19 protein-coding genes are annotated in these 18,556 nt (G+C 69.1%); 16 read left to right on the plus strand and 3 right to left on the minus strand.

The features are described from left to right. The first annotated feature begins 44 nt into the window (after window positions 1–44). The 10 genes from DFQ15_RS03080 (at window position 45) to aspS (ending at window position 9,799) form a co-directional block, all read left to right on the plus strand. Complete coding sequence (locus DFQ15_RS03080; protein ID WP_110464566.1) at window positions 45–506, plus strand: HIT family protein; 462 nt, start codon at window positions 45–47, stop codon at window positions 504–506. A 35-nt stretch (window positions 507–541) separates the two neighbouring features. After that, entirely contained in the window at window positions 542–958 is a 417-nt protein-coding gene (locus DFQ15_RS03085) for a gamma-butyrobetaine hydroxylase-like domain-containing protein (protein WP_110464567.1), read from the plus strand. A gap of 198 nt (window positions 959–1,156) precedes the next feature. Next, window positions 1,157–1,888, plus strand: a complete 732-nt coding sequence (ubiE, locus tag DFQ15_RS03090; RefSeq protein ID WP_110464568.1) for a bifunctional demethylmenaquinone methyltransferase/2-methoxy-6-polyprenyl-1,4-benzoquinol methylase UbiE — start codon at window positions 1,157–1,159, stop codon at window positions 1,886–1,888. 82 nt (window positions 1,889–1,970) lie between these two features. Continuing rightward, window positions 1,971–3,020: a Tim44 domain-containing protein gene (locus DFQ15_RS03095; protein WP_110464744.1), complete on the plus strand. Its 1,050-nt coding sequence runs from the start codon at window positions 1,971–1,973 to the stop codon at window positions 3,018–3,020. 91 nt (window positions 3,021–3,111) lie between these two features. Next, the gene (locus DFQ15_RS03100; RefSeq protein ID WP_110464569.1) at window positions 3,112–3,687 is read left to right on the plus strand and encodes a ubiquinone biosynthesis accessory factor UbiJ; all 576 of its coding nucleotides are present in this window, start codon (window positions 3,112–3,114) and stop codon (window positions 3,685–3,687) included. Between the two features lie 18 nt (window positions 3,688–3,705). Continuing rightward, on the plus strand, window positions 3,706–5,271 hold the full coding sequence (gene ubiB, locus DFQ15_RS03105) for a ubiquinone biosynthesis regulatory protein kinase UbiB (RefSeq protein ID WP_110464570.1): 1,566 nt from the start codon (window positions 3,706–3,708) through the stop codon (window positions 5,269–5,271). Window positions 5,272–5,349: 78 nt separating this feature from the next. Beyond that, window positions 5,350–6,795, plus strand: coding sequence for a sodium:solute symporter family protein (locus tag DFQ15_RS03110; protein WP_110464571.1), 1,446 nt, complete (start codon window positions 5,350–5,352; stop codon window positions 6,793–6,795). A gap of 119 nt (window positions 6,796–6,914) precedes the next feature. Beyond that, window positions 6,915–7,295, plus strand: a complete 381-nt coding sequence (locus tag DFQ15_RS03115) for an FmdB family zinc ribbon protein (RefSeq protein ID WP_110464572.1) — start codon at window positions 6,915–6,917, stop codon at window positions 7,293–7,295. Between the two features lie 10 nt (window positions 7,296–7,305). Continuing rightward, window positions 7,306–7,959 (plus strand): DUF502 domain-containing protein, encoded by a 654-nt coding sequence (locus DFQ15_RS03120; protein ID WP_110464573.1) that lies wholly within the window; start codon window positions 7,306–7,308, stop codon window positions 7,957–7,959. A gap of 1 nt (window position 7,960) precedes the next feature. After that, window positions 7,961–9,799: an aspartate--tRNA ligase gene (gene aspS, locus DFQ15_RS03125; RefSeq protein ID WP_110464574.1), complete on the plus strand. Its 1,839-nt coding sequence runs from the start codon at window positions 7,961–7,963 to the stop codon at window positions 9,797–9,799. 88 nt (window positions 9,800–9,887) lie between these two features. Here aspS and DFQ15_RS03130 read toward each other — a convergent pair whose 3' ends face one another. Further along, window positions 9,888–11,552 carry a tetratricopeptide repeat-containing response regulator gene (locus tag DFQ15_RS03130; protein ID WP_110464745.1) on the minus strand — a complete coding sequence of 555 codons (1,665 nt, stop codon included), beginning with the start codon at window positions 11,550–11,552 and terminating at the stop codon, window positions 9,888–9,890. Between the two features lie 124 nt (window positions 11,553–11,676). On the opposite strand from DFQ15_RS03130, the gene folE reads away from it, so the two are divergent. The 3 genes from folE to DFQ15_RS03145 all read left to right on the plus strand — a co-directional run bounded on the left by folE (window position 11,677) and on the right by DFQ15_RS03145 (window position 13,833). Further along, window positions 11,677–12,393 carry a GTP cyclohydrolase I gene (gene folE, locus DFQ15_RS03135; RefSeq protein WP_199399802.1) on the plus strand — a complete coding sequence of 239 codons (717 nt, stop codon included), beginning with the start codon at window positions 11,677–11,679 and terminating at the stop codon, window positions 12,391–12,393. A 63-nt stretch (window positions 12,394–12,456) separates the two neighbouring features. Then, entirely contained in the window at window positions 12,457–12,882 is a 426-nt protein-coding gene (locus DFQ15_RS03140; protein WP_110464576.1) for a BLUF domain-containing protein, read from the plus strand. A gap of 51 nt (window positions 12,883–12,933) precedes the next feature. Continuing rightward, window positions 12,934–13,833, plus strand: a complete 900-nt coding sequence (locus tag DFQ15_RS03145) for a DUF429 domain-containing protein (protein ID WP_110464577.1) — start codon at window positions 12,934–12,936, stop codon at window positions 13,831–13,833. A 58-nt stretch (window positions 13,834–13,891) separates the two neighbouring features. Here DFQ15_RS03145 and DFQ15_RS03150 read toward each other — a convergent pair whose 3' ends face one another. Further along, a complete protein-coding gene (locus DFQ15_RS03150) occupies window positions 13,892–14,680 on the minus strand; it encodes an EAL domain-containing protein (RefSeq protein ID WP_110464578.1) in 789 nt (262 codons plus the stop codon). Between the two features lie 145 nt (window positions 14,681–14,825). Here DFQ15_RS03150 and DFQ15_RS03155 point away from each other — a divergent pair, with 145 nt between their 5' ends. The 3 genes from DFQ15_RS03155 (at window position 14,826) to DFQ15_RS03165 (ending at window position 17,146) form a co-directional block, all read left to right on the plus strand. After that, window positions 14,826–15,068: a hypothetical protein gene (locus tag DFQ15_RS03155; RefSeq protein ID WP_233504245.1), complete on the plus strand. Its 243-nt coding sequence runs from the start codon at window positions 14,826–14,828 to the stop codon at window positions 15,066–15,068. A 108-nt stretch (window positions 15,069–15,176) separates the two neighbouring features. Continuing rightward, window positions 15,177–16,397 carry a Yip1 family protein gene (locus DFQ15_RS17660; protein ID WP_110464579.1) on the plus strand — a complete coding sequence of 407 codons (1,221 nt, stop codon included), beginning with the start codon at window positions 15,177–15,179 and terminating at the stop codon, window positions 16,395–16,397. A 23-nt stretch (window positions 16,398–16,420) separates the two neighbouring features. Beyond that, window positions 16,421–17,146 (plus strand): histidine phosphatase family protein, encoded by a 726-nt coding sequence (locus tag DFQ15_RS03165; RefSeq protein WP_259292606.1) that lies wholly within the window; start codon window positions 16,421–16,423, stop codon window positions 17,144–17,146. Here DFQ15_RS03165 and DFQ15_RS03170 read toward each other — a convergent pair. Then, window positions 17,050–18,450 (minus strand): tetratricopeptide repeat protein, encoded by a 1,401-nt coding sequence (locus DFQ15_RS03170; protein ID WP_110464580.1) that lies wholly within the window; start codon window positions 18,448–18,450, stop codon window positions 17,050–17,052. The genes DFQ15_RS03165 and DFQ15_RS03170 overlap by 97 nt on opposite strands. Window positions 18,451–18,556 lie beyond the last annotated feature (106 nt).

Consider the following 18,556-nt stretch of genomic DNA (forward strand, 5'->3'; position numbering starts at 1 on the left):
CGGTTCGGCACGCGACTCTTGCGCCGCGGGCCAATAATCTCGGCATGTCCTTGCAATCGATTCCCCGCGTCGCCGGCTGCGTGCTGTGCGACGGCGATGGCGGCGCGCTCGTCTGGCGCGGCCCGCATTTCCGCGTGGTCCGTGCCGACGAGGCGGGCTTTCCCGCCTTCTACCGTCTGGTCTGGACGCGGCACGTGGCCGAGTTGTCCGACCTGTCGGTGGAAGACCGTTTCCTGTGCATGGAAGCGGTGGCCGCGATCGAGCAGGTGCTGCGCCGCGAACTGCGGCCCGAAAAGATCAACCTGGCCGCGTTCGGCAACCTGGTGCCGCACCTGCACTGGCACATCGTCGCCCGGTTCGAGGACGACAGCCACTTTCCCGCGCCGGTCTGGGCGCAGGCCGTGCGGCCGCGCGACACGGCCCACGAGAACGCGCTGTCGCGGCGCATGCCGGCGATAGACGCGGCCATCGCCGCGCGGCTCGACGCGGGCCCGGCCGCGGCATGACCGGCCGCCCCTTCTTCTAAAACAGGAGCAACCCCATGGCTGGATTGACACCGGGCGGCGCGACGCCCGAAGCCCTCACGCTGCACGGCGCGTCGCGGGTGCTCGAAGTCACCTTCTCCGACGGCGCCCGGTTCCGGCTGCCGTTCGAATTGCTGCGCATCCTCTCCCCCTCGGCCGAGGTGCAGGGGCACGGGCCCGGCCAGGAAACGCTGCAGACCGGCAAGCGCGACGTCGGCATCGTGGCGCTGGAGCCGGTCGGCAACTACGCGGTCAAGCCCGTCTTCAGCGACGGCCACGACACCGGCATCTACACCTGGGCCTACCTCTACGAGCTGGGCGCCGGGCAGGCCGAGCACTGGTCTCGCTACGAGAAACGCCTGGCCGAAGCGGGCCGCGGACGCGACGACCCGATGCCGTCGCGCGGCGTCGCGGGCTGCTCCAGCCACGGCTAGCCGGCACCCGGCGGCGTGCGCACGCCCCGTGGCCGCGCGGGCGACCGCAGATAGTTTGCTATTTTTTTGATAGCTATAGGCTGGCGATCCGCGCCGGCTGCAGCCCTGTTTGGTTTTGATTTGTCCGCGCCGAAGCCCCGCCACGAACGCGGGGCTCTGCAGGGCGCGGGCCCTTTTCACCACTAGCATCTACTCCCTATGAGCACCACCCATTTCGGATACCGGTCGGTCGAAGAGAAAGACAAGGCACGCGAAGTGCGCAAGGTCTTCGATTCCGTCGCGCCCAAGTACGACGTGATGAACGACCTGATGTCCGCCGGGCTGCACCGCGCCTGGAAGGCCTACACCGTCATGGTGGCCAACGTGCAGGAGGGCCAGCAGGTGCTCGACATCGCCGGCGGCACCGGCGACCTGGCATTGGCCTTCGCCAAGAAGGCCGGCCCGCGCGGCTGCGTGGTGCATACCGACATCAACGCCGCCATGCTCTCCACCGGGCGCGACCGCCTGCTGGACCTGGGCGTGGTGCTGCCGACCACCGTCTGCGACGCCGAGCAGCTGCCCTTCGCCGACAACCGTTTCGACCTCGTCAGCGTGGCCTTCGGCCTGCGCAACATGACACACAAGGACGTGGCGCTGGCCGAGATGTGCCGCGTGCTGCGGCCCGGCGGCAAGCTGCTGGTGCTGGAGTTCTCGCAGGTCGCCCGCCCGCTGGCGAAGGCCTACGACTGGTATTCGTTCAAGGTGCTGCCGCGCATCGGCCAGCTGGTGGCGGGCGATGCGTCCAGCTACCGCTACCTCGCCGAGTCGATCCGGATGCATCCGGGCCAGCGGGAGCTGAAGACCCTGATGCAGAAAAGCGGATTCGGCCATGTGGACTACCACAACATGACCGGCGGCATCGCGGCCCTGCATGTTGGAATCAAGTGCTGAACGAACGGTGCGGGTCCCTGTCAATTTCGACCGGTGCCCCCAGATACGGTATCGGGTTTTGGTCTACAAGAAGGAGCGCGACATGATGAAGGTCTGGTCTGCAGTGCTGGTGGTGGTGCTGATGGTGGGAAGTTTCGATGCCGAGGCGCGCCGCTTGGGTGGCGGTGGCTCGGTCGGCCGCCAGTCGAACAGCGTGACCCAGCGCGAAGCCGCACCGCGCCAGGCGCCCGCCAATCCGCAATACAGCGGCAACGCCGCGGCCGCTCCGGCCGCAGCGGGTGCCGCCGCGGCACCGGCCGCCGCGGCGGCGCGCAAGCCGTGGGCCGGCATGCTGGGCGGCTTGGCCGCGGGCCTGGGCCTCGCATGGCTGGCCAGCTCGCTCGGCCTGGGTGGCGCGTTCGGCAACATCCTGATGTTCGCGCTGCTGGCCTTCGCGACCATCGCCCTCGTCGGCTTCGTCATGCGCCGTCGCAACGGCGGCAATGCAGGCCCGTCGGCTTCGCCTTTCGCTTTCCAGGGAGCCGGCAACGGCAACGGCAACGGACCGAGGCCCGAGACTCCCGCGCAGTACAACCCGGCCAAGGTGGGTAACGACGCCTCCGCGCGCCCCTGGGAAAACCAGGCGACGGCGTTCGACGCACGTCCCGCGGGCGGTGCCGAATCCGGCTCGATGATCGGCTCGGCGCTCGGCGGCGCGGCGGCCGCCAGCGGCACCTCGGCCCTGGCCGGCACGCAGGCCTGGGGCGTGCCCGCTGGTTTCGACACGCCCGGCTTCCTGGCCGCCGCCAAGCGCAACTTCGTGACGCTGCAGGACGCCTGGGACCGTGCGGATATCGAGGCCCTGCGCTCGATGATGACCAACAACATGGTCAACGAGATCCGCACGCAGTTGTCCGAGCGCGAGCGCCACCTGGGCGGCCGTGCCAACAAGACCGAAGTCGTGGTGCTCGAGGCGCAGCTGCTGGGCATCGAGGAAGAGGCCGACGGCTACCTCGCCAGCGTCGAGTTCTCCGGCATGATTCGCGAAGAGCCGTCTTCCGGCCCGAGCCCCTTCCGCGAAGTCTGGAACATGGCCAAGCCGAAGGACGGCAGCGCCGGCTGGCTGGTGGCGGGCGTGCAGGCACTGCAGTAAGGCGCAGCCGACGCGGCCGCCGGATGCGACATGCCCCCTGGAATGAAGGGCATGCCGGGTCGGGCGGCCCGATCAGGGAATAATGGGGACTATGGCAACACCACAGTCCCCATTTCCTTTTCTGGACGGTCTCCTGGCGCGCGTCGGAGGCCGTCTGCAGCCGCCGCACTGGCTGGTGGACGAACTGCAGCACCGCGCGGTTCTGTTCGTGAACCACGTGCTCCAGCAGGAGCCCGAAGCCACCGCCCGCCTGGGCCGCCAGAAGGGCCGCGTGGCCCTGGTGCAGTGGCGCGGCTTCAACCTGCGGCTCCTGATCACGCCGGCCGGCCTGCTCGACCGGGCCGATCCGGTGGCGCCGCCCGACCTGACCCTCACCGTCACCGAGGAATCGCCCTTCGACCTGGTGCAGGCGGTGGTCAAGGGCCAGAAGCCCGGCGTGCGGATCGAGGGCGACGTGCAACTGGCCGCCGACATCAACTGGGTGGTCGACAACGTGCGCTGGGACGTCGAGGACGACCTGGCCCGCTTCGTGGGCGACGTGCCGGCCCACAACCTGGTGCGCGGCGCCTCGCGGGTGGCGCAGGCCCTGCGCCAGTTCGTCGCCGGCCGCGGGCCGGCCGCATCCTCGCCGGCCGGCGGCACGCCCGGTTCTTCCGCTTCTTCCTGACCTGGCACCGCTTCTCCCATGACCCGTTTTTACCGGGGTGCCTACATCCTGTGGATCGCCCTGCGTTACGGCCTGGACGAACTGGTACTCACCAACTTCCGGCAACCCTGGCTGCAGCGGCTGACCCGCATCATCACCATCGGCCGCAAGCTCGACGCGCCGCGCGGCCAGCGGCTGCGCGAGGCGCTGGAACACCTGGGGCCGATCTTCGTGAAGTTCGGCCAGGTGCTCTCCACCCGGCGCGACCTGATGCCACCCGACATCGCCGACGAATTGGCCCGGCTGCAGGACCGGGTGCCGCCGTTCGATCTCGACGTGGCGATCGGCACGATCGAACGGGCGTTCCGCAAGCCGGTCGGCACGGTGTTCACCTCGTTCGACCGCATCCCGGTCGCCAGCGCCTCGATCGCGCAGGTGCACTTCGCGGTGCTGCGCGACCGCAACGGACAGGAGCGCGAGGTGGCGGTCAAGGTGCGCCGTCCGGGCATGCTGGCGGTGATCGAGAAGGACCTGGCGCTGATGGCGATGATGGCGCGCTGGGTCGAGAGCCTGTCGGCCGACGGCAAGCGGCTCAAGCCGCGCGAGGTGGTGGGTGAGTTCAGCAAGTACCTCCACGACGAGCTGGATTTCGTGCGCGAGGCGTCCAACGCCGCCCAGCTGCGCCGCAACATGGCCGGCGTGGAACTGGTGCTGATCCCCGAGATCTTCTGGGATTTCTGCCACCCCGACGTGATGGTGATGGAGCGCATGCAGGGCGTGCCGATCAACCAGATCGACCGGCTGCGCGCGGCGGGCGTCGACATCCCGAAGCTGGCGCGCGACGGCGTCACCATCTTCTTCACCCAGGTGTTCCGCGACGGCTTCTTCCACGCCGACATGCACCCCGGCAACATCCAGGTGAGCCTGGAGCCGAAGTCCTTCGGCAGCTACGTGCTGCTGGATTTCGGCATCGTCGGCACGCTGACCGAGTTCGACAAGGAATACCTGGCGCAGAACTTCACCGCGTTCTTCCGCCGCGACTACAAGCGGGTGGCCGAGCTGCACGTGGAGTCGGGCTGGGTGCCGGCCGACACCCGGATCGACGAGCTGGAGTCCTCGATCCGCGCGGTCTGCGAGCCGTATTTCGACCGGCCGCTGCGCGAGATTTCGCTCGGCATGGTGCTGATGCGGCTGTTCCAGACCTCGCGCCGCTTCCATGTCGAAATCCAGCCGCAGCTGGTGCTGCTGCAGAAGACGCTGCTCAACATCGAAGGCCTGGGCCGCCAGCTCGATCCCGAGCTGGATCTCTGGAGCACCGCGCGGCCCTTCCTCGAGAAGTGGATGATCGACCAGATCGGCCCGAAGAAGCTCTTCAAGCAGCTGCGCGACCATGCGCCGCGCTACGCCAAGCTGCTGCCCGAGCTGCCGCGGCTGGTCTACGAGTACCTGCAGCACCGGCCGTCCGACTCCCGGCGCGACATGGAGGAACTGGTGCGCGAGCAGAAGCGCACCAACCGCCTGCTGCAGAGCCTGCTCTACGGCGGCCTGGGCTTCCTGCTGGGGCTGATCGTGATGCAGGTGCTGGTGCGGGTCCGGATGTTCTGATCCGGGCCGTCCCGCGGGGCATGCGCGGGCATGGCGCGTGCTTGTAGATAATCCCGTTCTTTTTTCCGAGGTCGCGCCGTGCTGCTGACGCTTGTGTTTGCCTACCTGGTCGTCAGGATCGGCATCGGCCTTCTGGCCGCCCGGCGCGTCAAGAATACCGCCGATTTCGCGATCGCCGGCCGCAACCTGCCGCTGGTGATGATCGTCACCACCACATTCGCCACCTGGTTCGGGTCGGAGACGGTGCTGGGCATCCCGGCCAAGTTCATCGAGGGCGGCCTGGGCAACGTGGTGGAAGACCCGTTCGGCGCGGGCACCTGCCTGATCCTGGTGGGGCTCTTCTTCGCGGCGCGGCTCTACCGGATGACGCTGCTGACCATCAGCGACTACTACCGCGAGCGCTACGGCCGCGCGGTGGAGGTGGTGTGCTCCCTCATCATCATGCTGAGCTACCTGGGCTGGGTATCGGCGCAGGTGACCGCGCTGGGGCTGGTGTTCAACGTGCTCTCGGCCGGCGCCATTCCGGTTCCGGCGGGCATGGTGATCGGCGTGGTGTCGATCCTGGCCTATACCCTCTTCGGCGGCATGTGGTCGGTGGCGGTGACCGACTTCATCCAGATGATCATCCTGGTCGGCGGGCTGGCGATCCTGGCGGTGTTCGCGGGCCGCATGGCCGGCGGTGCCGACAAGGTGGTGCAGTTCGCCCTGAGCCGTGAGCTGTTCAACTTCTGGCCGGAGCCGAAGTTCCACGACATCGTGTTCTTCATCGCCGCGGCGATCACGATGATGCTCGGCTCGATCCCGCAACAGGACGTGTTCCAGCGGGTCATGTCGGCCAACAGCCTGCATGCGGCCACGCGCGGCCCGGTGATCGGCGGCATCTGCTACATCCTGTTCGCCTTCGTGCCGATGTTCCTCGTCGCCAGTGCGCTGCTGATCATGCCGGAGCAGGCCCGGGCGCTGCTCAAGGAGGATCCGCAGAAGGTGCTGCCCACCCTGGTGCTGGAGCGCATGCCCTTCGTGATGCAGGTGCTGTTCTTCGGCGCGCTGCTGTCGGCCATCAAGTCGACCGCGTCCGCCACCCTGCTGGCGCCCAGCGTCACCTTCACCGAGAACATCTGGCGCCAGTTCCGGCCCGGCCGCTCCGACAAGGACAACCTGCGCACGATGCGGATCACCGTGCTGGTCTTCAGCGCCTGCGTGCTGGCCTACGCCATCGCGATGCAGGGCACCTCGATCTACGAGATGGTGTCGGGTGCCTACCAGGTGACCCTTGTAGGCGCCTTCGTACCGCTGGCCTGCGGCCTCTATTGGAAGCCGGCCACGACACAGGGCGCGCTGCTGTCGATCGGCTGCGGCATCGCGACCTGGCTGGTGCTGATGGCCACGCCCTGGGGCCAGGTCTTTCCGGCGCAGCTGGGCGGCGTGCTGGCGGCGTTCGCCGGCATGCTGCTCGGCTCGCTGGCCCCGCAGGCGGTGCGCAACGCCCACGGCACCCACCAGGCGGTGGCGGGCCTGGACTGAGCGGCGCACGCCGCGCGGGGCGGTGCGACCGGGCGGCGCAGGGGCCGCGGCCTATAATCGAAAGTTTTTTCGGGCTCCACCGGCCCCGCCTTCGTCGTATTTTTCCGCTATCCAACGCCATGCCTTTCTACGCCTACAAATGCGAGTCCTGCGGTTTCGCCAAGGATGTCCTGCAGAAGATGTCGGATGCTCCGCTCACGCTGTGCCCGTCTTGCGGTGCCGACGCGTTCCGCAAGCAGGTGACGGCCGCGGGCTTCCAGCTCAAGGGCTCCGGCTGGTACGTGACCGATTTCCGCAGCGGCAACGGCGGCGGCAAGGAAGCGGCGAAGGAGGGCGGCGGCAAGGAATCGGGCGATGCTTCCGCCGCGCCCGCCGCACCCGCCGCACCCGCCGCACCGGCGGCCAAGGCCGATGCTTCTTCGGCCGCCAGCCCGGCTCCCGCGCCGGCCCCCGCACCGAGCGGTGGCGGAAGCAGCAGCGGCGGCGGCAGTGGCGACTGAGGGCAGGCCGGTGACGGCACTGCGCCGATGGCTCTTCGCCGGATTGCTGGTCATCGTTCCGCTGGCGATCACCGTCTGGGTGCTCGACTGGATCGTGGGCACGCTCGACCAGACACTGCTGATCCTGCCGGCCGCCTGGCACCCCGATCGGTTGCTGGGCATACACATTCCCGGCTTCGGCGTGGTGCTGACGCTGGTGATCCTGCTGGTGGTGGGGGCCGTCACCAGAAACTTCGTCGGCAAGAAGCTGGTGCAGTGGGGCGATGCGGTGCTGGTGCGGATCCCGGTGGTGCGCTCGATCTATTCCAGCGTCAAGCAGGTGTCGGACACGCTGTTCTCGGAAGGCGGCAACGCGTTCCGCACGGCGGTGCTGCTGCAGTGGCCGCGCGACGGCGTCTGGACGGTCGGCTTCGTCACCGGGTCGCCCGGCGGCGACGTGGCCACCTACCTGCGCGAGGACTACCTGAGCGTCTACGTGCCGACCACACCCAACCCCACCGGCGGCTATTTCGTGATGCTGCGCCGCGCCGACTGCATCGAACTCGACATGAGCGTCGACGAGGCGCTCAAGTACATCGTCTCCATGGGCGTGGTCGTGCCCGTCGGACCATCGCAACCCCAACAGGGCGCCCACGCGGCGCCCCCCAGCTTACGGAATCACTGACATGGCTATGCGTTCCCATTACTGCGGTCTCGTGACCGAAGCCCTGATGGGCGAAACCGTCACCCTGTGCGGGTGGGTCAACCGCCGCCGCGACCATGGCGGCGTGATCTTCGTCGACCTGCGCGACCGCGAGGGCTACGTGCAGGTGGTCTGCGACCCCGACCGCGACGACATGTTCAAGGTGGCCGAGGACGTGCGCAACGAGTTCTGCGTGCAGATCAAGGGCCTGGTGCGCGCGCGTCCCGAAGGCACCGTCAACGACAACCTCAAGAGCGGCAAGATCGAGGTGCTGTGCCACGAGCTGAACGTGCTCAACCCGTCGGTCACCCCGCCGTTCCAGATCGACGACGACAACCTGTCGGAGACCACCCGCCTCACGCACCGGGTGCTGGACCTGCGCCGCCCGTATATGCAGAACAACCTGATGCTGCGCTACAAGGTGGCGATGGAGGTGCGCAAGTTCCTCGACGCCAACGGCTTCATCGACATCGAGACGCCGATGCTCACCAAGTCGACGCCCGAAGGCGCGCGCGACTACCTGGTGCCGAGCCGGGTGCACGACGGCCAGTTCTTCGCGCTGCCGCAGTCGCCGCAGCTCTTCAAGCAGCTGCTGATGGTCTCGGGCTTCGACCGCTACTACCAGATCACCAAGTGCTTCCGCGACGAGGACCTGCGCGCCGACCGCCAGCCCGAGTTCACCCAGATCGATATCGAGACCTCGTTCCTGACCGAGGAGGACATCCGCGAGATGTTCCAGGGCATGATCAAGACGGTGTTCCAGAACACGCTGGGCGTGGACCTGGGCGAGTTCCCGGTCATGACCTATCAGAACGCCGCCTACCGCTACGGCTCCGACAAGCCCGACCTGCGGGTGAACCTCGAGTTCACCGAGCTGACCGAGGTGATGAAGGACGTCGACTTCAAGGTGTTCTCGGGCGCCGCCAACATGAAGGGCGGCCGCGTGGTGGCCCTGCGCGTGCCCGGCGGCGCGCGCGAGACCGGCGGCCTCTCGCGCGGCGAGATCGACGGCTACACCGAGTTCGTGAAGATCTACGGCGCCAAGGGCCTGGCCTACATCAAGGTCAACGAACGGGCCAAGGGGCCGGACCTGGAAGGGCCCTCGCGGTGGCCGGGCCTGCAGTCGCCGATCGTCAAGAACATCCACGACGCGGCCATCGCCGAGATCCTGAAGCGCACCGGCGCGCAGGACGGCGATCTGCTGTTCTTCGGCGCCGACAAGGAAAAGATCGTCAACGACGCGATCGGCGCCCTGCGCATCAAGATCGGCCACAGCGAGTTCGGCAAGAAGACCGGCCTGTTCGAGAACAAGTGGGCGCCGCTGTGGGTGGTCGACTTCCCGATGTTCGAGTACGACGAGCAATCGCAGCGCTACACCGCGGTGCACCACCCCTTCACCGCACCCAAGGACGGCCACGAGGACTGGATGGTCACCGCGCCCGAGAAGTGCATCTCGAAGGGCTACGACATGGTGCTCAACGGCTGGGAGATGGGTGGCGGATCGGTCCGTATCCACCGTGCCGATGTGCAGCAGAAGGTGTTCGACGCGCTCAAGATCTCGCCCGAGGAAGCGCAGCAGAAGTTCGGCTTCCTGCTGGACGCGCTGCAGTACGGCGCGCCCCCGCACGGCGGCCTGGCCTTCGGCCTCGACCGCATCGTCACGCTGATGACCGGCGCCGAATCGATCCGCGACGTGATCGCCTTCCCGAAGACCCAGCGCGCCCAGTGCCTGCTCACCCAGGCACCGAGCCCGGTCGACGAGAAGCAGTTGCGCGAACTGCACATCCGTCTGCGGAATCCGGATGCGGTCAAGGCCGGCTGAGGCCGGTCGTTCGCCCTCGAACGCCGAGGCGATCACGATGCTGCCGCGCTTCGCCGCAGCGTGAAACGCAGGCTCTTCTACCGACCCGTCAGCCGGCGTTGGCCAGTGCCTCGGCGGGCGGCGCCACCCGCAGGTTGAGTCCGCCGGGCTGGCGGTGCTTGTCCTGCGTGAGGGCCGCGCGGCGCGGCTGCGATCCGCAGGCGTCGCGCAGGCGGGCGATGCGCACGTGCAGGCCGGCCGCGCCCTCGATGCGGGCGCCGTGGCGGGTCAACATCTGCTGCGCGACGTCCACCAGCTTGGCGTTGAGGGTGGCCTCGCCGTCCGCCAGCAGGCCCAGCACCGCGCCGCCCGGGTCGCCCGCCAGGCTCAGGGCGACCGAGGTCTCGGCCATCTTGTTGATCCGCGCGTGGCTGGTCCGCAGCATCTCCACATGCGGTGCGTGCGCCACGCACGCCCTGGCCAGCAGCTCGCCCAGGCCGCGGGAGCTGGCGTAGCGCAGGCCCAGCGTCTGGATCCAGGTCTCGCTGTCGCCCAATTCGATCGAGGTGGCCGCCAGCACCGACAGCAGCCCGCCGAGGTTGCAGGCCGCCTCGAAATCGAAGGAGGCGTCGAGGATCGTGCCGGCGAAGCTGCGCACCGAGGCCACCGCGGTCGCGAACTGCCGCAACTGGATCATGCGCAGCGTGGCGACCACGTCGGTGAAGCGCAGCAGCCGCGCATCCTCGGGTGCGCGCTCCAGCAGGCGCTGGAAATCGGCGGTGCAGCGGTCGAGCGTCTTGCGGTCGCCGTTCTGGAACGAGGCGAAGGCCAGCAGCACCAGCGACTGCGCGTCGAACATCTTCGAGTCGGCCCCCAGCATCGCGGCGCGCGCCAGGACGCGCGCGGCGGTGGCCCGGTCGCCCATGTAGTACGCCATCATCCCGTGCTTCTGCAGCCGCACCACCGAGCCCGGGGTGAGTTCGGCGGCCATGCGGTAGGTCTCGAGCGCCTCGTCGAACTTGCCCAGCTCGACCTGGGCGCTGCCCATCACGTCGTAGGCGTCGGCGAAGCCGCTGTCCTCGCCGACCAGCCGCTCCAGCGTGCTCATCGCCTTGGCGGTGTGGCCGGCCTCGATGTGCACCCGCGCCACGCCCAGCTTGGCCCATGGCAGCGCCTTGGCGGCGATGACCGCCTCGCACAGGATGCGGGCTTCGTCGAGGCGGTTCAGGCGCAGCAGCAGCTCGGTGCCGATGCGTGCGGCGTACAGCCAGTAGGGCGCGCGCTTCTCGAAACGCTCCAGGCAGAGCTGGGCGGCCTCGTCGAAGCGCTGCGCCTCGATGGCCGAGAAGATCGACTTCAGGTGGGCCTTTCGCAGCCGCGCGATCTGCAGCCGGTCGAAGAGGGCCGAGGCGGTGAAGGGCTTGAGCAGGTAGCCGTCGAGCGCCGATTCTGCGGCCTCGGACACGATGGCGTACGAGGCCTCGCTGGTCACCATGAAGAACACGGTGGAGAAGGGCAGCAGCTGGGCGCGACGCAGGTCGTCGAGCAGGTCCTGGCCCGAATACGAGGCGTCGGCGAAATTCTGTTCGCAGAGCACGAAATCGAACTGCGCGTGTTCGAGCCGCGACCGGGCCTCCAGCACGCGGGTGCATTGCATCACCTTGCCCACGCCGTATTCGCGCAGCTGCGCCACCAGGATGCTGCGCGAGGTGGGATTGCCGTCGACGACCAGTGCCCGACATGTGGAAATCTTCTGCAGGACGGGAGCGGTCATCTGGGACATGCCTTGTGGTTGGGCGGCCTGGGAAGGAGGGCGATGTCGATGCCCGCGCGCAGTGTAGGCGGCATTCGGGCGTCGCTGCTACTATCTTCGGATGTTGAAGAAAGCCGCTGAACCCATGGATCCCCTTGTTCCGCCGCCGCGCGATTCCGACGAAGGCACGCCGGTGTCGGTCAAGATCCGCGAGCGGCTCGCCGTGGCCCGGCAGCGGTTCAACGCCAACGACAACATCGCCGCCTTCATCGAACCCGGCGAGCTGGAGAGGCTGCTCGACGAGGTCGAGGAGAAGATGCACGGCGTGCTCGACAGCATGGTGATCGACACCCAGACCGACCACAACACCCGCAACACCGCGCGGCGCATGGCCAAGATGTATCTCAACGAAGTGTTCCGCGGCCGCTATGTCGAGGCGCCGCCGATCACAGAGTTCCCCAATGCCGAGCGGCTCAACGAGCTGATGATCGTCGGCCCGATCACGGTGCGCAGCGCCTGCAGCCACCACTTTTGCCCGGTGATCGGCAAGATCTGGATCGGGGTGCTGCCCAACGAACACACCAACGTCATCGGTCTGTCGAAGTACGCCCGGCTGGTGGACTGGGTGATGGGCCGGCCGCAGATTCAGGAAGAGGCGGTGGTGCAGCTGGCAGACCTGATCATGGACAAGACACAACCCGACGGCCTGGCCATCGTGATGGAGGCCAGCCACTTCTGCATGTCCTGGCGCGGCGTCAAGGAGATGGACAGCAAGATGATCAATTCGGTCATGCGCGGCGCCCTCCTGAAGGACGCGACCCTGCGCCGCGAATTCCTCTCGCTCATTCCGCGGCAGAACTGACATGGCCGCCGTCCTTCGCCCGTACTGCTCGATGCCCGCCGCCGGCGGCAAGGAAGACCGACCATGCTGGTACGCCTGATCTACGCCAGTCGCGCGGTCGACAACTCGCCCGCGGCGATCGACGCGATACTCGCCAAGTCGCGCGAGCACAACCCGGTCTCGGGCATCACCGGCATCCTCTGCTACGGCCGCGGCATCTTCCTGCAGGCGATCGAGGGCGGCCGCGCCGCGGTCAGCGAGCTCTACGGCACCTTGCTGCGCGACCCGCGCCACGAAGACGTGCAGCTGCTGCTGTTCGAGGACATCGCCGAGCGCCGTTTCGGCGGATGGACGATGGGCCAGGTCAACCTGTCGCGGCTCAACGCTTCCCTCGTGCTGAAGTATTCCGAGCGGCCCGAGCTCGATCCTTACGCCGTGCCGGGTCGCGCCTCGCTCGCACTGCTCGAAGAATTGACGGTAACCGCGTCGATCGTCGGCCGCCACTGCTGATGCCGCCTCGGCCCGCGGCCGGCGTCGTCGCGCTCGGATGGGGCTGACCCGATGCTCCCCGCACACCCGACACCGTCCGTTCCCGCCGCTCCGGCCCCCTGGCTCTTCGGCTGCGATTTCTCCAGCAGCCCCAGCCGCCGCAAGCCGATCGTGGTGGCGCTCGGCCGGCTGGCGGGGCCGCGGGTGCAGCTGCTGGAGCTGCGCCGCTTCGACACGCTGGTCGACTGGGCGGCCTGGCTGGCCACGCCGGGCGCTACCTGGGTCGGCGGGTTCGATCTGCCGTTCGGCCTGCCGCGCGAACTGGTCGAGACGCTCGGCTGGCCGACCGAATGGGGCGCCTGCATCGACCACTACGCTGGTCTGACCCGCGACGAGATCCGCACCCGCTTCGCCGCCTTCTGCGATGCGCGGCCGGTGGGCGGCAAGTTCGCCCACCGCGCCACCGACGGGCCGGCCGTCTCCAGCCCGTCGATGAAATGGGTCAATCCGCCGGTCGCCTTCATGCTGCACGCCGGCGTGCCGCTGCTGCGCGCGGCCGGCGCCTGGCTGGCCGGTGTCGGCGCGGAGCCGGACGGCACCGAAAGCCGCGTCGCGCTGGAGGCCTACCCCGGCTTGCAGGCCCGCGAGGTGCTGGGCCGGCGCAGCTACAAAAGCGACGACCGCGTCAGGCAGACGTCCGACCGGCTGATCGCCCGCAAGGACCTGCTGGCGGCCCTGGAGCAGGGCCGCGCCCCCGGCGGGCCGCTGCGCATCGGTCTGCGCCTGAAGCTCAGCCCCCTGCAACACGACCTGCTGGTGGCCGACGCCAGCGGCGACGCGCTGGACGCGGTGCTCTGCCTGCTGCAGGCCGGCTGGGCGCTGCAGCAGCACCAGGCCGGCGCGCCGCGCTACGGGCTGCCGGGGGGCGTCGATCCGCTCGAAGGCTGGATCGTCACCGCCCGACAGATTTGAAGAAAAAGTAGCTGTAGCCGGCGAACGGCAACGATCTCTAGCTATCGAATTGATAGCATCAAGCTTTGCCGAGAGCGCCGGACCAGTCCACCGGCGGCAGCGCGGCCAGCGCGGGCCGGGCGAACACGTAGCCCTGGAACAGCGTCACGCCCATGTCGCGTAGCACCTTCACCTCGTCCGGTTGCTCCACCCCCTCGGCGATCACCCGGCTGCCAAGGCCGTGGCAGATGGCCAGCAGGCCCTGGGCGATGGTGCGGCGCCGGGCGTCCAGGTGGATGTTGCGCAGCAGGTGCATGTCGATCTTGATGACGTCGGGCGCGAAATCGACCAGCAGGCCGAAGTTGGAGAACCCGGCGCCGAAGTCGTCGATCGCGGTGATGAAGCCGCGCTTGCGGTACTCGCTGAAGATCGAAACCAGATGCGGCACGTCGCTCGTCCGCTCGTCCTCGGTCAGCTCGAACATGATCCGCTCCAGCGGAAAGCGGCATTTCTCGGCGGTGGCCAGCGTCAGGCGGATGCAGGCTTCGGCCCGGTAGACCGCATTGGGCAGGAAGTTGATACTCAGCATCGACTGCAGGCCGAGCGTGCTGGCCAGCTCGATCGCCCTGACCCGGCAGGCCTGGTCGAAGGCGTACCGGTTGCGCGGCCCTACCTGCGACAGGATGCTGCTCGCGTCCTCGCCCTGCAGGCCGCGCACCAACGCCTCGTAGCCGAAGACGGTGCGCTGCGCCACGTCGACTATCGGCTGGAACGCCATCGTGAAGTCGAATCCCGGATGACTCTCGCCGCTGCGGCAACCTTCGCATCCAGGGGCGACAGCGGGTGGCACAGGGCTGGAAGACGTCATGGCAGAGGTCCAATGGTGTTTCAAAACCGCGGGCAGGGGACGCAATGTCTGCAATGTGTCGGCAGGCGCCGGCAGCACGTGATCGGCAGCGGAAGGCCGCAGGGCGCTAGCATGCTCTCTCCAGCCGCTTTATATCTTGATGCTCATGTCCGTGCTACCGGCCGCCTTCGCCCTCCCGGTCCGGGGGTCATACCGGGCCGCGGGACTGCTGGCCCTGGCGTGCGCCACGGCCGCGGTCGGCGCGCCGGCGCCCTGGTACCAGTGGCGCAGCCTGCAGAACGGCACTCGGGTCTGCGCGCAGACCTCGCCCGGCAGCGGCTGGACGCGGGTCGGCGGGCCGTTCCGCGATGTGAACTGCAGCCTGCCGCTGCGGGTGATCGGGCTGTGAGCTACGCCGGGCGCGCGGGCCGGCCGCCGCTGTCGTGCAGGGCATAGACTGCGGGCCGGCGCTGGAGGCAGGCGCCCGACACACTCGACCCCAGACGGAGATCAACGCATGGACCTCGTGCAGCGCGTGCAGGACATCCTGCTCAAGCCTCAGCAGACCTGGCCGGTCATCGACGCCGAGCCGGCCACGCCCCGCGGCCTCTACACCCGGTACCTGATGCTGCTCGCGCTGGTGCCGGCGGTGGCGCGTTTCATCGGCACCTCGCTGGTCGGCTTCGAGATGGTGGGCGTGTCGGTGCGGGTGCCGCTGCTGGCCGGCATCGTCGGGATGGTCGTCGGCTACCTGCGGACGCTGGCGACCGTGTTCTTGGTGGCGCTGGTGGTCGATGCGCTGGCGCCCGGCTTCGGCGGCAACAGGAGCCGGATCGGCGCGCTCAAGCTGGTGGTCTACGCCAGCACGGCGGCGCTGCTGGGCGGCATCTTCAGCCTGTTGCCGGCGCTGTCGGTGCTGGGCATCGTGGCGGCGCTCTACACGATCTACCTGCTCTACACCGGCCTGCCGGTGATGATGAAGTGCCCGCCCGAGAAGGCCGGCGGCTACACCGCGGTGGTCGCGATCTGCAGCATCGTGGCCGCGGTGCTCGTCTCGTGGATCGCCGGCCTGGCGATGCCCGCCGGGCTGGTGGCCGCGGGCGCGACCGGCCAGCGGGTCATGCTGCGCGGCATGGAGGGCGCGGTCATGATCGACACGGCCAGGATGGAAGAAGCCGCCCGCCGCATGGAAGAGGCCGGCAAGAGAATGGAGGCCGCGCAGGCATCGGGCGACAGCGCCGCGGCCGGCAGGGCCGCCGGCGAGATGATGGGCGCGCTGGCCGGTGGCACCGGCCCGGTGATCCCGGCCGACCAGTTGCGTGCCGTGCTGCCCGAGACCGCCGACGGTCTGCCGCGCGAATCGATCGAGGCGCAGAGCGCCGCCGCGATGGGCCTGGGCGGCAGCACCGCCCGCGCGGTCTACCGTAAGGACGACCGCAACGTCGAACTCTCGATCACCGATGCCGGCGCCGCCGCCGTCATCGGCATGGCGTGGTCGCGGATGACGCTCGACCGCGAGACGGCCGACAGCGTCGAGAAGGTCTACCGCGACGGCAAGCGCACCGTTCGGGAGGACTACCGCAAGGACAAGTCCCACGGCGAGTACACGGTGATGCTCGAGAACGGCATCGTCGTGCAGGGCGCGGCCGACAACGTCGAGATCGACGACCTGCGCAAGGCGGTCAAGGCGATCGACATGGGCCGCCTGGAGTCGATGCAGCGCCCGCCCAAGTCCTGACAGGTCCCGGATACGCCGACACCTTGCCCACCGACCTGATCCTGATCCGCCACGGCGAGACCGACTGGAACCGCGCGATGCGGTTCCAGGGCCATTCCGACGTGCCGCTGAACGCCGTCGGCCTGGCCCAGGCCGAGCGCCTGGCCGACCGGCTGGCGCACGAGGCGATCGACCATGCGGTGGCGAGCGACCTGCTGCGCACCCGCCAGACCGCGGCGCCCGCGGTGGCGCGGCTCGGCCTGTCGTTGCAAACCGATGCCGGCCTGCGCGAGCAGTTCTTCGGCGAGGCCGAAGGCCTGACCGCCGCCGAGCTGCGCGAGACGATGCCCGCCTCGTGGCTGCGCTGGCTGGATTTCCAGGCCGACCGCAGCCTGCCGGGCGGCGAGAGTACGCGCCAGTTCCACGCCCGCAGCATCGCCGCGCTGCGCGGCGTGGCGGCGGCGCATGTCGGCAAGACCGTGTTGGTAGTGAGCCACGGCGGCGTGCTCGACATGGTGTTTCGCACCGCGCAGGCACTGAGCCTGGACGGCCCGCGGATGGCCGAGATTCCGAACGCCGGCTTCAACCGGGTGCGCGTCGACGAACGTGGCGCGATCGAGATCCAGGCCTGGGCCGAGGTCGGCCACCTGGAAGGCCTGCCGGCACAGCCTGTCTACGAGCAGACGCGGTTGGCCCGCGAGCGCGAGGCCGCCGCGGCCGCGGCCGCCCGCGCCGACAGTCTGTCGGCCGGCAATCCCAGCGCCGAATAGAGGCCCTGCGCCTGCCGCGCCAGTCGGCGCGATTCGGGCCGCGCATTGCACTGCGGCTGCAGCAGATGCAGGGCCTCGGCCGCCTGGCCGCTGCGCTGCAGCGCATCGAGGTGCAGCTGCGCGAACAGGTCGCGCTGCGCGTGGCTGCCGCCGATCTCCACCAGCACCGGCAGCGCGGCGCCGAGTGTCTGCGCCGCGTCGGCGAAGCGGCCCTGCGCATGGGCGACGCAGCCGCGGGCCGCCGGCACCGCCGCACGCTTCCATGCCGCACGGTCGGCTGCCGGGCCGTGCTCCGCGTGCTGCGCGATGCGGTCGAGCAGCAGGGCGGCCTCGGGCCGGCCGGCACGCGCCAAGCCGTAGAGGTACTGCAGGTCGAGGAAGGGCAGCACCTGGTCGTGGGTGCGCGCCGCCAGCCTGTCGGCCACGTCCTGCCAGCGCGCGCCCACGCCGGCACCGGCCATCTCCAGCCGGGCCAGCAGCGACACCGCGCCCACCTGGTCCTGCGAATAGTCGGGCGCCACGCCCCAGACCTGCGTGTCGTAGACCGCCAGCGCTTCGTCCAGCCGGTCGAGCTCGATCAAGAACAGCGCCAGATGCCACCAGTTGTGGGTCACCATGAAGGAGTTGAGGCCGGTCCAGGTGGCGCTGACCGCCTGCATGAAATCCAGCCCCTCGGCGATCCGGCCTTCGGTCAGCATCACATGGCCGAGCGCATGGTGGGCCCACGGCTCCTTCCAGCGCAAGGCGATCGCCTGGCGGGCGGCTGCCTCGGCCTCGGGCATGAAATGGCATTGTTCCCAGCCGAAGGCGGCCATGCCGTGGGCATAGGGAACATCGGCCGACGCGGGCAACGCGGCCAGCGCCAGCCGCAGCATCGCCGGCGCATCGCCGCGGTTGAACGCGTGGTACTGGCCCAGCTTGAGCGACGCCAAGTCGCGCGGATGCTCGGTCGCCTGCTCCTGGTGCAGCGCGATCGCCCGCAGCACGTCGCCGCCGACCCAGGCGGCGACGGCCGCGACGAAGCGGCGCTCCCGCGCGGTGGCGCCGGCGCAACCCGCTTGCGCCCGGGCGACGAAGGGCCGCGCCGCCGCGGCACCGCCGCGCGACTCGGAGAACATGTGCAGCGTGGCGCAGTAGGCCTGCACCAGCGGACTGGTGTCGCCGGCTGCGGACATCACCTCGGCCGCACGGGATTCGCAGGCGACGAAGCCTTCCACGAAGGCATCGACGGCGGCGAGCGAGGACGGGTCGTGCAGCGTGAGCGGGTTGCCCAGGCTGTCGGTCGGCAGGAGGGGAAGCGGCATTCGGCGATTGTGCGGCGAGCGAGGTCCGCGGTTTCCAGGCCCGCCGAGACGCGGATAAATGTAACGATTTCGCTGGCGCGCGAAAACGAATCCGGTTCATAATCGC

Source organism: Xylophilus ampelinus, assembly GCF_003217575.1.
GTDB lineage: Bacteria > Pseudomonadota > Gammaproteobacteria > Burkholderiales > Burkholderiaceae_C > Xylophilus > Xylophilus ampelinus.

Coding starts and splice junctions, on each gene's coding strand:
- DFQ15_RS03080 (WP_110464566.1), top strand. CDS start 45: ATGTCCTTGCAATCGATTCCCCGCGTCGCCGGCTGCGTGCTGTGCGAC.
- DFQ15_RS03085 (WP_110464567.1), top strand. CDS start 542: ATGGCTGGATTGACACCGGGCGGCGCGACGCCCGAAGCCCTCACGCTG.
- ubiE (WP_110464568.1), top strand. CDS start 1,157: ATGAGCACCACCCATTTCGGATACCGGTCGGTCGAAGAGAAAGACAAG.
- DFQ15_RS03095 (WP_110464744.1), top strand. CDS start 1,971: ATGATGAAGGTCTGGTCTGCAGTGCTGGTGGTGGTGCTGATGGTGGGA.
- DFQ15_RS03100 (WP_110464569.1), top strand. CDS start 3,112: ATGGCAACACCACAGTCCCCATTTCCTTTTCTGGACGGTCTCCTGGCG.
- ubiB (WP_110464570.1), top strand. CDS start 3,706: ATGACCCGTTTTTACCGGGGTGCCTACATCCTGTGGATCGCCCTGCGT.
- DFQ15_RS03115 (WP_110464572.1), top strand. CDS start 6,915: ATGCCTTTCTACGCCTACAAATGCGAGTCCTGCGGTTTCGCCAAGGAT.
- aspS (WP_110464574.1), top strand. CDS start 7,961: ATGGCTATGCGTTCCCATTACTGCGGTCTCGTGACCGAAGCCCTGATG.
- DFQ15_RS03130 (WP_110464745.1), bottom strand. CDS start 11,552: ATGACCGCTCCCGTCCTGCAGAAGATTTCCACATGTCGGGCACTGGTC.
- folE (WP_199399802.1), top strand. CDS start 11,677: ATGGATCCCCTTGTTCCGCCGCCGCGCGATTCCGACGAAGGCACGCCG.
- DFQ15_RS03140 (WP_110464576.1), top strand. CDS start 12,457: ATGCTGGTACGCCTGATCTACGCCAGTCGCGCGGTCGACAACTCGCCC.
- DFQ15_RS03145 (WP_110464577.1), top strand. CDS start 12,934: ATGCTCCCCGCACACCCGACACCGTCCGTTCCCGCCGCTCCGGCCCCC.
- DFQ15_RS03150 (WP_110464578.1), bottom strand. CDS start 14,680: ATGACGTCTTCCAGCCCTGTGCCACCCGCTGTCGCCCCTGGATGCGAA.
- DFQ15_RS03155 (WP_233504245.1), top strand. CDS start 14,826: ATGTCCGTGCTACCGGCCGCCTTCGCCCTCCCGGTCCGGGGGTCATAC.
- DFQ15_RS17660 (WP_110464579.1), top strand. CDS start 15,177: ATGGACCTCGTGCAGCGCGTGCAGGACATCCTGCTCAAGCCTCAGCAG.
- DFQ15_RS03170 (WP_110464580.1), bottom strand. CDS start 18,450: ATGCCGCTTCCCCTCCTGCCGACCGACAGCCTGGGCAACCCGCTCACG.